The organism is Vibrio tritonius, from assembly GCF_001547935.1.
GTDB lineage: Bacteria > Pseudomonadota > Gammaproteobacteria > Enterobacterales > Vibrionaceae > Vibrio > Vibrio tritonius.
Map to the genome: position 1 here is coordinate 270694 of NZ_AP014635.1, position 16509 is coordinate 287202.

Genomic DNA, 16509 nt, shown 5'->3' on the forward strand with positions numbered 1-16509 from the left:
GATGGTTTTGTAAAAAAGAAGAAACGAGTTATCGGACTTTTTGTTATACTGGCTTTATCCTAAATAGCGTCGAAACACTCATGATTTTTAAGGATTTACCTGAATTCATAGCTTATTTGGAACAAAATGGGCTACTCAAACGTATTGAACATCCTATAGATCCCGACTATGAGATGACAGAAATTAGTGACCGCACGCTTCGTGCTGGTGGTCCCGCGCTGCTATTCGAAAATCCTATTGGCTACGATATGCCAGTTCTGACCAATTTATTTGGTACGCCAGAGCGTGTTGCTTTGGGCATGGGACGAGAAGATGTTCAAGGTTTGCGAGAGGTGGGTAAATGGCTTGCTTATCTCAAAGAACCAGAGCCGCCACGTGGATTGAAAGAGGCACTGGAAAAGTTACCGGTATTCAAACAGGTTTTGAATATGCCAGCTAAGCGCATTCGTCGAGCTGCATGTCAGGAAGTGATCTGGCAAGGCGACGATGTCGACCTCGATAAAATTCCAGTGATGAGCTGCTGGGCTGATGATGTAGCACCTTTGTTGACTTGGGGACTAACGGTTACCAAAGGACCAACGAAAAAACGGCAAAATATAGGTATTTATCGCCAGCAAAAAATAGGCAAGAATAAGATCATCATGCGTTGGCTTGCTCATCGCGGTGGTGCGCTAGACTTCCAAGATTGGCAGGAAGCGAATCCGGGTAAGCCTTTTCCTGTCTCTGTCGCATTTGGTGCAGACCCAGCCACTATTCTTGCGGCTGTCACTCCTATTCCCGATACATTATCTGAATATGCCTTTGCTGGGCTTTTACGTGGCAGTCGTTCCGAAGTAACTAAATCCTTAAGTAATGATCTCGATATCCCTGCCAGTGCAGAGCTGGTATTAGAGGGGTACATCGACCCAAACGAGTATGCTCAAGAGGGACCTTATGGCGATCATACTGGTTATTACAATGAAGTAGAGATGCATCGTGTATTCACAGTGACTCATGTCTCTATGCGCAAGAAGCCAATTTACCACAGCACTTATACGGGGCGTCCACCGGATGAGCCAGCTGTTTTGGGTGTGGCGCTAAATGAAGTTTTTGTGCCTATCTTGCAAAAGCAATTTCCAGAGATTACGGATTTCTACTTACCCCCAGAAGGATGTTCGTACCGATTGGCTGTTGTCACGATGAAGAAGCAGTATCCGGGACATGCTAAGCGGGTAATGATGGGGGTGTGGTCTTTCTTACGTCAATTTATGTATACCAAGTATGTGATTGTCTGTGATGAGAGTGTTGATCCCCGGAACTGGGATGACGTTATTAAAGCAATGACGGATAACATGGCGCCGGTTGCTGACTCACTTTTTATTGAAAATACTCCCATCGATTCCCTAGATTTTGCTTCGCCTGTGGTTGGCCTTGGTTCAAAGTTGGGGATGGATGCCACTATTAAGTGGGAGCCAGAGTTAGAGATGACCCAAATGAATAAGGTGTCATCGAAAACGGGTGCCGAGATTTCTTTAATAGAAGCTGTGAAATTGCAATATCCACGAATCCGAGATATTCATTTACCTGAGTCAGCACAAGGACGGTTTATCTTAATTAATATGGAAAAAGATAAGGCGGGACAATCTGAGGATATACTGCAGGCGGTAATCAATGCATTATCTGACTGCCACGACGTTAAGTTTATTGCCCTTTTCGATTTGGATGTGAATATCCAAGATTGGAATGATGTGATCTGGGCAGTCACGACGCGAATGGATCCTGAGCGAGACTCTATTCGTTTGAAAGCAACCGGCGGAAGAAGTTCGTTGTTAGCGTTGGATGCTACCAATAAATTTATTGGTGAAGTAGAGCGCGAGTGGGGAACACCAATTAAGAAAGATCCTAAACTGGTAGCTAAGATTGATGAATTATGGGATGAGTTAGATATCCTATGACCCATACTGTTATATTGCTTCCTAGTAACATTCAGTTTGAGGTTGAACCTGGGCAAACGGTGTTAGAGGCTGCGCTCAACCAGCAGATCTCTTTTCCACATCGTTGTCAGGTCGGTGCATGTGCTGCATGCCTATGTCGAAAAGTAGAAGGTGAAGTGAGCTATCAACTTGAGCCCATGCTGACAGAAAAAGAGCAGCAGTTAGGTTGGGTGTTTGCGTGCCAAGCTTCCCCTGAAAGTGATTTAGTGCTTACTTTTGATGAGTAAGTTTAGAGGATCCCATGATTATAAATTGTAAAGTAAAGTCGATAGATGCTTTGGCAAGTAATACTTATAAAATTCTTTTGCAGCCAGAAAGCCCTGTTACCTTCAAAGCAGGTCAATACCTAATGGTTGTTATGGGCTTAAAAGATAAAAGACCATTTTCTATTGCCAATTCTCCAACTAGAGAGAATGAGTTTGAGCTTCATATCGGAGCATCTGAACATAATGCTTATGCTGGCGAAGTTGTGGAAAAAATGCGTCTTGCATTGACTACTCAAGAAAGTGTTGAGATCGATGTCCCACACGGTAAAGCATCATTGCAAGAAAGCGAACGCCCACTATTACTAATTGCTGGTGGTACTGGCTTTAGTTACGTACGTTCGATTCTCGATGATGTGGTTGCTAATCAATGGCAGCAACCAACATATCTGTACTGGGGAGCAAAAGATAAATCCCAGCTTTATGCTTTTGATGAGCTTGTGGCGATCGCTGATGGACATGACAATATTCACTTTATTCCAGTAGTTGAACATCAAGATGACAACTGGCAAGGGAAAGTCGGTAATGTTCTGCAGGCTGTCAGTCAAGATTTCGATACGCTAGAAGAATTTGATATCTATTTAGCGGGGCGTTTTGAAATGGCTGGAGCGGCTCGTGAACAATTTGTTCTAAATAAACAGGCTAACGCTGATCGTATGTTTGCTGACGCTTTTGCTTTTATCTAGGATTAGGCGGTAGTCATATCATCTAAAAAGGGCAAAAATGCCCTTTTTTTCGTCTAATTGCTCATTCAAGCAGCGAACGTGCCATTTTTTCATTTTTTTTGCAAAAATCGCTTGCGGCTTTTTAATTACTCCCTATAATGCGCCCTCACTGACACGGCAGACGCCACAAGGCTTCGGCAGTATCAGTAAGAGGATAAGACGCTCGAATGAGAAAGTTGAGAAAAGTGTTTGACACTGACAACAAAATCGCTAGAATGCACCTCCGCTTTGAGAGAAAAGTTCTTTAAAAGCAAAGCTCTTTAACAATTTAAACCTATCAATCTGTGTGGGCACTCGTTGATGATAATCATAGCTTCTTAGGAAGCACAATGGTTTCAATGAACTGAGTGACCAATCGATACTTTAGTATCGGCACAGTCAATTTATTCAGTATTCATTGAGCCGAAAAAACTTTTAATTGAAGAGTTTGATCATGGCTCAGATTGAACGCTGGCGGCAGGCCTAACACATGCAAGTCGAGCGGCAGCGACATAAACAAACCTTCGGGGGCGATTATGGGCGGCGAGCGGCGGACGGGTGAGTAATGCCTGGGAAATTGCCCTGATGTGGGGGATAACCATTGGAAACGATGGCTAATACCGCATAATAGCTTCGGCTTAAAGAGGGGGACCTTCGGGCCTCTCGCGTCAGGATATGCCCAGGTGGGATTAGCTAGTTGGTGAGGTAAGGGCTCACCAAGGCGACGATCCCTAGCTGGTCTGAGAGGATGATCAGCCACACTGGAACTGAGACACGGTCCAGACTCCTACGGGAGGCAGCAGTGGGGAATATTGCACAATGGGCGCAAGCCTGATGCAGCCATGCCGCGTGTATGAAGAAGGCCTTCGGGTTGTAAAGTACTTTCAGCAGTGAGGAAGGCGGATGTGTTAATAGCGCATTCGTTTGACGTTAGCTGCAGAAGAAGCACCGGCTAACTCCGTGCCAGCAGCCGCGGTAATACGGAGGGTGCGAGCGTTAATCGGAATTACTGGGCGTAAAGCGCATGCAGGTGGTCTGTTAAGTCAGATGTGAAAGCCCGGGGCTTAACCTCGGAATAGCATTTGAAACTGGCAGGCTAGAGTACTGTAGAGGGGGGTAGAATTTCAGGTGTAGCGGTGAAATGCGTAGAGATCTGAAGGAATACCGGTGGCGAAGGCGGCCCCCTGGACAGATACTGACACTCAGATGCGAAAGCGTGGGGAGCAAACAGGATTAGATACCCTGGTAGTCCACGCCGTAAACGATGTCTACTTGGAGGTTGTGGCCTTGAGCCGTGGCTTTCGGAGCTAACGCGTTAAGTAGACCGCCTGGGGAGTACGGTCGCAAGATTAAAACTCAAATGAATTGACGGGGGCCCGCACAAGCGGTGGAGCATGTGGTTTAATTCGATGCAACGCGAAGAACCTTACCTACTCTTGACATCCAGAGAACTTAGCAGAGATGCTTTGGTGCCTTCGGGAACTCTGAGACAGGTGCTGCATGGCTGTCGTCAGCTCGTGTTGTGAAATGTTGGGTTAAGTCCCGCAACGAGCGCAACCCTTATCCTTGTTTGCCAGCACGTAATGGTGGGAACTCCAGGGAGACTGCCGGTGATAAACCGGAGGAAGGTGGGGACGACGTCAAGTCATCATGGCCCTTACGAGTAGGGCTACACACGTGCTACAATGGCGCATACAGAGGGCGGCCAACTTGCAAAAGTGAGCGAATCCCAAAAAGTGCGTCGTAGTCCGGATTGGAGTCTGCAACTCGACTCCATGAAGTCGGAATCGCTAGTAATCGTGGATCAGAATGCCACGGTGAATACGTTCCCGGGCCTTGTACACACCGCCCGTCACACCATGGGAGTGGGCTGCAAAAGAAGCAGGTAGTTTAACCTTCGGGAGGACGCTTGCCACTTTGTGGTTCATGACTGGGGTGAAGTCGTAACAAGGTAGCGCTAGGGGAACCTGGCGCTGGATCACCTCCTTAATACGAAGATTATTGCGATGAGTGTTCACACAGATTGATACGGTTTAGTTATAGAGAGCACCGTGTAGATTCCTCTGCCCTCAGCCGATAACGGCGCAGAGATATTGTGTCCCGTTCGTCTAGAGGCCTAGGACACCGCCCTTTCACGGCGGTAACAGGGGTTCGACTCCCCTACGGGATACCATCTTTAAGTGTTCTTGCGAGAATATTTAGAAATGGTTTTACTTTTGTAATGAAAGTGAATCTTTGCTCTTTAACAATTTGGAAAGCTGACAAAACAATGTTTTATTTCAATGAAATAGAAGATTGTTTGTAAAGTTCTCAATTGTCTTCTTTATGAAGACAAACAAAAACACATTCAAGTGTTCTTGGATTTACTTTTTAAGTAAATGTTCAAAATTGAGTCCGGCAATATCGAGTCTGCAACATGTATAAAAATGCAGACAACCTTGGTGACTAACCTTTGTCTTCACTTTTAAAAAGTGAAAGCAAACAAGTCAACCCAAAACTCTTTTGGGTTGTATGGTTAAGTGACTAAGCGTACACGGTGGATGCCTTGGCAGTCAGAGGCGATGAAGGACGTACTAACTTGCGATAAGCGTAGATGAGGCAGTAAGAGCCACTTGAGTCTACGATTTCCGAATGGGGAAACCCAACTGCATAAGCAGTTATCATTAACTGAATACATAGGTTAATGAAGCGAACCGGGAGAACTGAAACATCTAAGTACCCCGAGGAAAAGAAATCAACCGAGATTCCGAAAGTAGCGGCGAGCGAAATTGGATTAGCCCTTAAGCTTTCTATGCGTCAGGCGAAGGTTCTGGAAAGGACCGCGATACAGGGTGATAGCCCCGTAGCCGTTAGCGTATATTCAGTGAAATCGAGTAAGGCGGGACACGTGATATCCTGTCTGAACATGGGGGGACCATCCTCCAAGGCTAAATACTCCTGACTGACCGATAGTGAACCAGTACCGTGAGGGAAAGGCGAAAAGAACCCCTGTGAGGGGAGTGAAATAGAACCTGAAACCGTGTACGTACAAGCAGTAGGAGCCTCCTTGTGGGGTGACTGCGTACCTTTTGTATAATGGGTCAGCGACTTATATTCAGTGGCAAGGTTAACCAATTAGGGGAGCCGTAGGGAAACCGAGTCTTAACTGGGCGTTCAGTCTCTGGATATAGACCCGAAACCGAGTGATCTAGCCATGGGCAGGTTGAAGGTTGAGTAACATCAACTGGAGGACCGAACCGACTAATGTTGAAAAATTAGCGGATGACTTGTGGCTAGGGGTGAAAGGCCAATCAAACTCGGAGATAGCTGGTTCTCCCCGAAAGCTATTTAGGTAGCGCCTCGGACGAATACTACTGGGGGTAGAGCACTGTTAAGGCTAGGGGGTCATCCCGACTTACCAACCCTTTGCAAACTCCGAATACCAGTAAGTACTATCCGGGAGACACACGGCGGGTGCTAACGTCCGTCGTGGAGAGGGAAACAACCCAGACCGCCAGCTAAGGTCCCAAATTATAGCTAAGTGGGAAACGATGTGGGAAGGCTTAGACAGCTAGGATGTTGGCTTAGAAGCAGCCATCATTTAAAGAAAGCGTAATAGCTCACTAGTCGAGTCGGCCTGCGCGGAAGATGTAACGGGGCTAAGCTATAAACCGAAGCTGCGGCAATGCGATTTATCGTATTGGGTAGGGGAGCGTTCTGTAAGCCGTTGAAGGTGTGTTGTAAAGCATGCTGGAGGTATCAGAAGTGCGAATGCTGACATGAGTAACGATAATGGGGGTGAAAAACCTCCACGCCGGAAGACCAAGGGTTCCTGTCCAACGTTAATCGGGGCAGGGTAAGTCGACCCCTAAGGCGAGGCTGAAAAGCGTAGTCGATGGGAAACGGGTTAATATTCCCGTACTTCTTACAATTGCGATGGGGGGACGGAGAAGGCTAGGTGGGCCTGGCGACGGTCGTCCAGGTTCAAGTGCGTAGGCTGAGTATTTAGGCAAATCCGGATACTCCTAAGGCCGAGACACGATGTCGAGCATCTAAGGATGTGAAGTCATTGATGCCATGCTTCCAGGAAAAGCCTCTAAGCTTCAGATTGTAAGGAATCGTACCCCAAACCGACACAGGTGGTCGGGTAGAGAATACCAAGGCGCTTGAGAGAACTCGGGTGAAGGAACTAGGCAAAATGGTACCGTAACTTCGGGAGAAGGTACGCTCTCGACGGTGAAGTCCCTTGCGGATGGAGCTATTGAGAGTCGCAGATACCAGGTGGCTGCAACTGTTTATTAAAAACACAGCACTGTGCAAAATCGTAAGATGACGTATACGGTGTGACGCCTGCCCGGTGCCGGAAGGTTAATTGATGGGGTTAGACTTAGGTCGAAGCTCTTGATCGAAGCCCCGGTAAACGGCGGCCGTAACTATAACGGTCCTAAGGTAGCGAAATTCCTTGTCGGGTAAGTTCCGACCTGCACGAATGGCGTAATGATGGCCACGCTGTCTCCACCCGAGACTCAGTGAAATTGAAATCGCTGTGAAGATGCAGTGTACCCGCGGCTAGACGGAAAGACCCCGTGAACCTTTACTACAGCTTGGCACTGAACATTGAGCCTACATGTGTAGGATAGGTGGGAGGCTATGAAGCAAGTACGCCAGTATTTGTGGAGCCATCCTTGAAATACCACCCTTGTATGTTTGATGTTCTAACTTGGTCCCGTTATCCGGGATAAGGACAGTGCCTGGTGGGTAGTTTGACTGGGGCGGTCTCCTCCCAAAGAGTAACGGAGGAGCACGAAGGTGGGCTAATCACGGTTGGACATCGTGAGGTTAGTGCAATGGCATAAGCCCGCTTAACTGCGAGAATGACGGTTCGAGCAGGTGCGAAAGCAGGTCATAGTGATCCGGTGGTTCTGAATGGAAGGGCCATCGCTCAACGGATAAAAGGTACTCCGGGGATAACAGGCTGATACCGCCCAAGAGTTCATATCGACGGCGGTGTTTGGCACCTCGATGTCGGCTCATCACATCCTGGGGCTGAAGTCGGTCCCAAGGGTATGGCTGTTCGCCATTTAAAGTGGTACGCGAGCTGGGTTTAGAACGTCGTGAGACAGTTCGGTCCCTATCTGCCGTGGGCGTTGGAGAATTGAAAGGGGCTGCTCCTAGTACGAGAGGACCGGAGTGGACGAACCTCTGGTGTTCGGGTTGTGTCGCCAGACGCATTGCCCGGTAGCTAAGTTCGGAATCGATAACCGCTGAAAGCATCTAAGCGGGAAGCGAGCCTTGAGATGAGTTCTCCCTGGCGCTATAAGCGTCCTAAAGGGTTGTTCGAGACTAGAACGTTGATAGGCAGGGTGTGTAAGCGTTGTGAGGCGTTGAGCTAACCTGTACTAATTGCCCGTGAGACTTAACCATACAACACCAAAAGGGTTTTGTACGGACTCGATTAAGACATTTGATTGTGTTTGAACTTTATAAAATCAGTTTTCCAGATTTAGGAATAGAATTTATCAACTACATCCTTGTAGTTGACCCTTCGGGCCGCACTAAAGTGCGTTAAATTTTGTTCCAGACAAAATTTTGCTTGGCGACCATAGCGATTTGGACCCACCTGATTCCATGCCGAACTCAGAAGTGAAACGAATTAGCGCCGATGGTAGTGTGGGGCTTCCCCATGTGAGAGTAGGACATCGCCAGGCTTTAATCTCGCTTGCTTGATGAAATATCAAGCAAGTCACCATAAAGTTTTAAGTTGATTAGAATTTTATGTTGACTTTCAAAGTGGGTAGCGTAAGATACGCCTCCTGCCTAAGTGCTAAGACACTGAAAGCAAAGCTCTTTAACAATTTAAACCTATCAATCTGTGTGGGCACTCGTTGATGATAATCATAGCTTCTTAGGAAGCACAATGGTTTCAATGAACTGAGTGACCAATTAAGACTTCGGTCTTAGCACAGTCAATTCATTTCAACTTCGGTTGAAATATCAGTATTCATTGAGCCGAAAAAACTTTTAATTGAAGAGTTTGATCATGGCTCAGATTGAACGCTGGCGGCAGGCCTAACACATGCAAGTCGAGCGGCAGCGACATAAACAAACCTTCGGGGGCGATTATGGGCGGCGAGCGGCGGACGGGTGAGTAATGCCTGGGAAATTGCCCTGATGTGGGGGATAACCATTGGAAACGATGGCTAATACCGCATAATAGCTTCGGCTTAAAGAGGGGGACCTTCGGGCCTCTCGCGTCAGGATATGCCCAGGTGGGATTAGCTAGTTGGTGAGGTAAGGGCTCACCAAGGCGACGATCCCTAGCTGGTCTGAGAGGATGATCAGCCACACTGGAACTGAGACACGGTCCAGACTCCTACGGGAGGCAGCAGTGGGGAATATTGCACAATGGGCGCAAGCCTGATGCAGCCATGCCGCGTGTATGAAGAAGGCCTTCGGGTTGTAAAGTACTTTCAGCAGTGAGGAAGGCGGATGTGTTAATAGCGCATTCGTTTGACGTTAGCTGCAGAAGAAGCACCGGCTAACTCCGTGCCAGCAGCCGCGGTAATACGGAGGGTGCGAGCGTTAATCGGAATTACTGGGCGTAAAGCGCATGCAGGTGGTCTGTTAAGTCAGATGTGAAAGCCCGGGGCTTAACCTCGGAATAGCATTTGAAACTGGCAGGCTAGAGTACTGTAGAGGGGGGTAGAATTTCAGGTGTAGCGGTGAAATGCGTAGAGATCTGAAGGAATACCGGTGGCGAAGGCGGCCCCCTGGACAGATACTGACACTCAGATGCGAAAGCGTGGGGAGCAAACAGGATTAGATACCCTGGTAGTCCACGCCGTAAACGATGTCTACTTGGAGGTTGTGGCCTTGAGCCGTGGCTTTCGGAGCTAACGCGTTAAGTAGACCGCCTGGGGAGTACGGTCGCAAGATTAAAACTCAAATGAATTGACGGGGGCCCGCACAAGCGGTGGAGCATGTGGTTTAATTCGATGCAACGCGAAGAACCTTACCTACTCTTGACATCCAGAGAACTTAGCAGAGATGCTTTGGTGCCTTCGGGAACTCTGAGACAGGTGCTGCATGGCTGTCGTCAGCTCGTGTTGTGAAATGTTGGGTTAAGTCCCGCAACGAGCGCAACCCTTATCCTTGTTTGCCAGCGAGTAATGTCGGGAACTCCAGGGAGACTGCCGGTGATAAACCGGAGGAAGGTGGGGACGACGTCAAGTCATCATGGCCCTTACGAGTAGGGCTACACACGTGCTACAATGGCGCATACAGAGGGCGGCCAACTTGCAAAAGTGAGCGAATCCCAAAAAGTGCGTCGTAGTCCGGATTGGAGTCTGCAACTCGACTCCATGAAGTCGGAATCGCTAGTAATCGTGGATCAGAATGCCACGGTGAATACGTTCCCGGGCCTTGTACACACCGCCCGTCACACCATGGGAGTGGGCTGCAAAAGAAGCAGGTAGTTTAACCTTCGGGAGGACGCTTGCCACTTTGTGGTTCATGACTGGGGTGAAGTCGTAACAAGGTAGCGCTAGGGGAACCTGGCGCTGGATCACCTCCTTAATACGAAGATTATTGCGATGAGTGTTCACACAGATTGATACGGTTTAATAGAGCACCTAGTGGGTCTGTAGCTCAGGTGGTTAGAGCGTTCGCCTGATAAGCGAGAGGTCGGTGGTTCGAGTCCACTCAGACCCACCAACATTTCCGTAAGGAAAACAACGATGGGGTTATAGCTCAGCTGGGAGAGCGCCTGCCTTGCACGCAGGAGGTCTGCGGTTCGATCCCGCATAGCTCCACCATCTTTAAGCGCATTTGCGTAAGTGTTCTTAAAAATGGTTTCGAAAGAAATCTCTGCTCTTTAACAATTTGGAAAGCTGACAAAACAATGTTTTATTTCAATGAAATAGAAGATTGTTTGTAAAGTTCTCAATTGTCTTCTTTATGAAGACAAACAAAAACACATTCAAGTGTTCTTGGATTTACTTTTTAAGTAAATGTTCAAAATTGAGTCCGGCAATATCGAGTCTGCAACATGTATAAAAATGCAGACAACCTTGGTGACTAACCTTTGTCTTCACTTTTAAAAAGTGAAAGCAAACAAGTCAACCCAAAACTCTTTTGGGTTGTATGGTTAAGTGACTAAGCGTACACGGTGGATGCCTTGGCAGTCAGAGGCGATGAAGGACGTACTAACTTGCGATAAGCGTAGATGAGGCAGTAAGAGCCACTTGAGTCTACGATTTCCGAATGGGGAAACCCAACTGCATAAGCAGTTATCATTAACTGAATACATAGGTTAATGAAGCGAACCGGGAGAACTGAAACATCTAAGTACCCCGAGGAAAAGAAATCAACCGAGATTCCGAAAGTAGCGGCGAGCGAAATTGGATTAGCCCTTAAGCTTTCTATGCGTCAGGCGAAGGTTCTGGAAAGGACCGCGATACAGGGTGATAGCCCCGTAGCCGTTAGCGTATATTCAGTGAAATCGAGTAAGGCGGGACACGTGATATCCTGTCTGAACATGGGGGGACCATCCTCCAAGGCTAAATACTCCTGACTGACCGATAGTGAACCAGTACCGTGAGGGAAAGGCGAAAAGAACCCCTGTGAGGGGAGTGAAATAGAACCTGAAACCGTGTACGTACAAGCAGTAGGAGCCTCCTTGTGGGGTGACTGCGTACCTTTTGTATAATGGGTCAGCGACTTATATTCAGTGGCAAGGTTAACCAATTAGGGGAGCCGTAGGGAAACCGAGTCTTAACTGGGCGTTCAGTCTCTGGATATAGACCCGAAACCGAGTGATCTAGCCATGGGCAGGTTGAAGGTTGAGTAACATCAACTGGAGGACCGAACCGACTAATGTTGAAAAATTAGCGGATGACTTGTGGCTAGGGGTGAAAGGCCAATCAAACTCGGAGATAGCTGGTTCTCCCCGAAAGCTATTTAGGTAGCGCCTCGGACGAATACTACTGGGGGTAGAGCACTGTTAAGGCTAGGGGGTCATCCCGACTTACCAACCCTTTGCAAACTCCGAATACCAGTAAGTACTATCCGGGAGACACACGGCGGGTGCTAACGTCCGTCGTGGAGAGGGAAACAACCCAGACCGCCAGCTAAGGTCCCAAATTATAGCTAAGTGGGAAACGATGTGGGAAGGCTTAGACAGCTAGGATGTTGGCTTAGAAGCAGCCATCATTTAAAGAAAGCGTAATAGCTCACTAGTCGAGTCGGCCTGCGCGGAAGATGTAACGGGGCTAAGCTATAAACCGAAGCTGCGGCAATGCGATTTATCGTATTGGGTAGGGGAGCGTTCTGTAAGCCGTTGAAGGTGTGTTGTAAAGCATGCTGGAGGTATCAGAAGTGCGAATGCTGACATGAGTAACGATAATGGGGGTGAAAAACCTCCACGCCGGAAGACCAAGGGTTCCTGTCCAACGTTAATCGGGGCAGGGTAAGTCGACCCCTAAGGCGAGGCTGAAAAGCGTAGTCGATGGGAAACGGGTTAATATTCCCGTACTTCTTACAATTGCGATGGGGGGACGGAGAAGGCTAGGTGGGCCTGGCGACGGTCGTCCAGGTTCAAGTGCGTAGGCTGAGTATTTAGGCAAATCCGGATACTCCTAAGGCCGAGACACGATGTCGAGCATCTAAGGATGTGAAGTCATTGATGCCATGCTTCCAGGAAAAGCCTCTAAGCTTCAGATTGTAAGGAATCGTACCCCAAACCGACACAGGTGGTCGGGTAGAGAATACCAAGGCGCTTGAGAGAACTCGGGTGAAGGAACTAGGCAAAATGGTACCGTAACTTCGGGAGAAGGTACGCTCTCGACGGTGAAGTCCCTTGCGGATGGAGCTATTGAGAGTCGCAGATACCAGGTGGCTGCAACTGTTTATTAAAAACACAGCACTGTGCAAAATCGTAAGATGACGTATACGGTGTGACGCCTGCCCGGTGCCGGAAGGTTAATTGATGGGGTTAGACTTAGGTCGAAGCTCTTGATCGAAGCCCCGGTAAACGGCGGCCGTAACTATAACGGTCCTAAGGTAGCGAAATTCCTTGTCGGGTAAGTTCCGACCTGCACGAATGGCGTAATGATGGCCACGCTGTCTCCACCCGAGACTCAGTGAAATTGAAATCGCTGTGAAGATGCAGTGTACCCGCGGCTAGACGGAAAGACCCCGTGAACCTTTACTACAGCTTGGCACTGAACATTGAGCCTACATGTGTAGGATAGGTGGGAGGCTATGAAGCAAGTACGCCAGTATTTGTGGAGCCATCCTTGAAATACCACCCTTGTATGTTTGATGTTCTAACTTGGTCCCGTTATCCGGGATAAGGACAGTGCCTGGTGGGTAGTTTGACTGGGGCGGTCTCCTCCCAAAGAGTAACGGAGGAGCACGAAGGTGGGCTAATCACGGTTGGACATCGTGAGGTTAGTGCAATGGCATAAGCCCGCTTAACTGCGAGAATGACGGTTCGAGCAGGTGCGAAAGCAGGTCATAGTGATCCGGTGGTTCTGAATGGAAGGGCCATCGCTCAACGGATAAAAGGTACTCCGGGGATAACAGGCTGATACCGCCCAAGAGTTCATATCGACGGCGGTGTTTGGCACCTCGATGTCGGCTCATCACATCCTGGGGCTGAAGTCGGTCCCAAGGGTATGGCTGTTCGCCATTTAAAGTGGTACGCGAGCTGGGTTTAGAACGTCGTGAGACAGTTCGGTCCCTATCTGCCGTGGGCGTTGGAGAATTGAAAGGGGCTGCTCCTAGTACGAGAGGACCGGAGTGGACGAACCTCTGGTGTTCGGGTTGTGTCGCCAGACGCATTGCCCGGTAGCTAAGTTCGGAATCGATAACCGCTGAAAGCATCTAAGCGGGAAGCGAGCCTTGAGATGAGTTCTCCCTGGCGCTATAAGCGTCCTAAAGGGTTGTTCGAGACTAGAACGTTGATAGGCAGGGTGTGTAAGCGTTGTGAGGCGTTGAGCTAACCTGTACTAATTGCCCGTGAGACTTAACCATACAACACCAAAAGGGTTTTGTACGGACTCGATTAAGACATTTGAATTGTGTTTGAACTTTATAAAAACAGTTTTCCAGATTTAGGAATAGAATTTATCAACTACATCCTTGTAGTTGACCCTTCGGGCCGCACTAAAGTGCGTTAAATTTTGTTCCAGACAAAATTTTGCTTGGCGACCATAGCGATTTGGACCCACCTGATTCCATGCCGAACTCAGAAGTGAAACGAATTAGCGCCGATGGTAGTGTGGGGCTTCCCCATGTGAGAGTAGGACATCGCCAGGCTTTAATTTCCATTAGCGAGATGCAAGTCTTGTTAATCTGAACATAGCGGAGCGGTAGTTCAGCTGGTTAGAATACCGGCCTGTCACGCCGGGGGTCGCGGGTTCGAATCCCGTCCGTTCCGCCACTTATTTGAAAAAGCCTCAGTCGAAAGACTGAGGCTTTTTTGCATTTGATGTTTTTATCGACTGGTTAATGGTGGCATTGCCGTGGGACGAATCCCGGTTGCCCGCAACCCCGGCCGTTCCGCCACTATTTGAAAAAGCCTCAATCGAAAGACTGAGGCTTTTTTGCATTTGATGTTTTTTATCGACTGGTTAATGGTGGCATTGCCGTGGGACGAATCCCGGTTGCCCGCAACCCCGGCCGTTCCGCCACTTATTTAAAAAAGCCTCAGTCAAAAGACTGAGGCTTTTTTGCGTTTGATGTTTTTTATCGACTGGTCAATGGCTGGCATTGCCGTGGACGAATCCCGGTTGCCCGCAACCCCGGCCGTTCCGCCACTTATTTAAAAAAGCCTCAGTCGAAAGACTGAGGCTTTTTTGCGTTTGATGTTTTTTATCGACTGGTTAATGGTGGCATTGCCGTGGGACGAATCCCGGTTGCCCGCAACCCTGGCCGTTCCGCCACTTATTTGAAAAAGCCTCAGTCGAAAGACTGAGGCTTTTTTGCATTTGATGTTTTTTTATCGACTGGTCAATGGTTGGCATTGCCGTGGGACGAATCCCGGTTGCCCGCAAACCCGGCCGTTCCGCCACTTTATACCACACCGTGCTGAATGTTTGTTCTGAAGCTCTTCAATAGATGTGTGTGATGTTTGCATGATACAAAAAAAAGCCACTCTTAGAAGAGTGGCTTAGTTCGTTAGGTAATAGAGTTACAGGATTTGTTTTAAAACTCTATCCGCTTTTACCCTTGTGATTTTTCGAATGAGACGTTGAACTGGAGCTGGATAATTCTCCATTTGTTCTATCTGCATGTAGCTACCGATTAAGTGCGTATGCTGTAGGATATTTTCTTTCTCTTTTTCGAACTGACCTGTTAGGTGCTGATTTTCATCACGAACCAAGAGACCATTTTCTAGATCTAATTTCCAAGCTCTAGGGTTTAGGTTATTTCCTGTTAAAAGCATATAGCGCTTATCAACCCAAACACCTTTTAAGTGAAAACTGTTTTCTTCATGTTTCCATAGATGGATAGACAATTTTCGACCGGCTATATTGGCTTCGTTGATACGAGCAAAGCGGCGCAAGTTCAGTTCATATAAGTAAGGTAAACCACCGATGGTTTTAAATTCTTGCTCCGGTGAAATATAAAAGTCGTTCGCCGTTTTATCGCCGATCACAATGTCGACTTTAACTCCACGACGAATCGCTTTCTTCACTTCTTTTGCCACACTCTTTGGAAAATTAAAGTATGGTGTACAAATAAAGATCTCTTCTTTTGCCTGAGCAATCATCTGAATGATGGTTTGGTTTAGAAAATTACGTCGTTTACCAATTCCGACTAGTGGAGTGATACCTATTTCTTGGTCACTTACTGATTGTGGGGCAAACTTGTAGTGTGATTGCGCCAAAGAAGATCTAAATTGGCGAATATCAATTTTAATTTCTTTTGTTTTTGGCTTATTACTAGCTGATAGGTCATAAACTGCAGGATGTGCGATCATTTCACTTTGTACGTAATTCACCATGGTATTGGCGAGTTCAGTACTCTCTATTGCATGATATCTATCAAAGCGGTAGCGATCTTTATAATGCAGATAAACGTTATTTAGGCTAGCACCACTGTAAATCACTTTATCATCGATGATGAAGCCTTTTAGGTGAAGAACGCCAAACACTTCACGGCCACGGACCGGTATGCCATAAACAGGAATGCTATGTTCGTACTTTTCTGCAAATTCTGCATACATAGCAGAATTACCTTGTGAAGATGCTGCTCCGATTAGACCGCGTTGAGCTCGGTGCCAGTCTACGCAGATATTAATATCTAAACCAGGGTTACGCTGTTTTGCTTCATATATTTCTGTCAGTATTTCACGTCCAGCATCATCGTTTTCTAAATACAGAGCAACGATGTAAATACGTTTTGTTGCGTGACGTATTGATTCGATCAACTGAGTGCGAAACTCTTTAGCAGAGAGAAGAACATTAAAATTCTCTGGAGATAGCGCAATCGCTGGTAGCTTTTTGACAGGGTGTCTACGAGCAATCATAGGGATGCTTTACCTTTATATGTGCAAAATTGCGGACTAAGTATTCTACCAAATTC

3 protein-coding genes, 4 tRNA genes, 6 rRNA genes and 2 pseudogenes are annotated in these 16509 nt (G+C 47.6%); 14 read left to right on the plus strand and 1 reads right to left on the minus strand.

All coding sequences use genetic code 11. From position 1 onward, the window contains the following. Nucleotides 1–80 precede the first annotated feature (80 nt). The 14 genes and pseudogenes from ubiD to JCM16456_RS01230 form a co-directional block, all read left to right on the plus strand. Nucleotides 81–1461 (plus strand): annotated as a pseudogene (ubiD, locus tag JCM16456_RS01170) (4-hydroxy-3-polyprenylbenzoate decarboxylase); the annotation flags it as partial. Nucleotides 1462–1550: 89 nt separating this feature from the next. Further along, nucleotides 1551–1934 (plus strand): annotated as a pseudogene (locus JCM16456_RS24420) (4-hydroxy-3-polyprenylbenzoate decarboxylase); the annotation flags it as partial. Next, nucleotides 1931–2200 (plus strand): 2Fe-2S iron-sulfur cluster-binding protein, encoded by a 270-nt coding sequence (locus JCM16456_RS01175; protein ID WP_068711679.1) that lies wholly within the window; start codon nt 1931–1933, stop codon nt 2198–2200. The pseudogene JCM16456_RS24420 and the gene JCM16456_RS01175, both read left to right, overlap by 4 nt. Before the next feature lie 14 nt (nt 2201–2214). Continuing rightward, nucleotides 2215–2922 (plus strand): NAD(P)H-flavin reductase, encoded by a 708-nt coding sequence (gene fre / locus JCM16456_RS01180; RefSeq protein ID WP_068711681.1) that lies wholly within the window; start codon nt 2215–2217, stop codon nt 2920–2922. 454 nt (nt 2923–3376) lie between these two features. Further along, nucleotides 3377–4929, plus strand: a 16S ribosomal RNA gene (locus JCM16456_RS01185). 108 nt (nt 4930–5037) lie between these two features. Further along, a tRNA-Glu gene (locus JCM16456_RS01190) sits at nt 5038–5113 on the plus strand. 340 nt (nt 5114–5453) lie between these two features. Then, a 23S ribosomal RNA gene (locus tag JCM16456_RS01195) occupies nt 5454–8343 on the plus strand. 168 nt (nt 8344–8511) lie between these two features. Next, a 5S ribosomal RNA gene (gene rrf, locus JCM16456_RS01200) occupies nt 8512–8627 on the plus strand. A gap of 314 nt (nt 8628–8941) precedes the next feature. After that, nucleotides 8942–10494, plus strand: a 16S ribosomal RNA gene (locus JCM16456_RS01205). 61 nt (nt 10495–10555) lie between these two features. Then, nucleotides 10556–10632: transfer RNA gene (locus JCM16456_RS01210), tRNA-Ile, on the plus strand. A 25-nt stretch (nt 10633–10657) separates the two neighbouring features. Continuing rightward, nucleotides 10658–10733: transfer RNA gene (locus JCM16456_RS01215), tRNA-Ala, on the plus strand. 330 nt (nt 10734–11063) lie between these two features. Next, nucleotides 11064–13953: ribosomal RNA gene (locus JCM16456_RS01220) — 23S ribosomal RNA — on the plus strand. A gap of 169 nt (nt 13954–14122) precedes the next feature. Then, nucleotides 14123–14238 (plus strand): 5S ribosomal RNA (rrf, locus tag JCM16456_RS01225). Together the 16S, 23S and 5S rRNA genes with 4 tRNA genes alongside form the textbook arrangement of a ribosomal RNA operon. A 47-nt stretch (nt 14239–14285) precedes the next feature. Next, nucleotides 14286–14362 (plus strand) — tRNA-Asp (locus tag JCM16456_RS01230). Between the two features lie 750 nt (nt 14363–15112). Here the strand turns inward: JCM16456_RS01230 and pssA are convergent. After that, the gene (gene pssA, locus JCM16456_RS01235; RefSeq protein ID WP_068711683.1) at nt 15113–16453 is read right to left on the minus strand and encodes a CDP-diacylglycerol--serine O-phosphatidyltransferase; all 1341 of its coding nucleotides are present in this window, start codon (nt 16451–16453) and stop codon (nt 15113–15115) included. Nucleotides 16454–16509: the final 56 nt, after the last annotated feature.

Bases quoted from the DNA above. Each gene is read 5' to 3' on its own strand.
- JCM16456_RS01175 (WP_068711679.1), top strand. From the start codon at position 1,931: ATGACCCATACTGTTATATTGCTTCCTAGTAACATTCAGTTTGAGGTT.
- fre (WP_068711681.1), top strand. From the start codon at position 2,215: ATGATTATAAATTGTAAAGTAAAGTCGATAGATGCTTTGGCAAGTAAT.
- pssA (WP_068711683.1), bottom strand. From the start codon at position 16,453: ATGATTGCTCGTAGACACCCTGTCAAAAAGCTACCAGCGATTGCGCTA.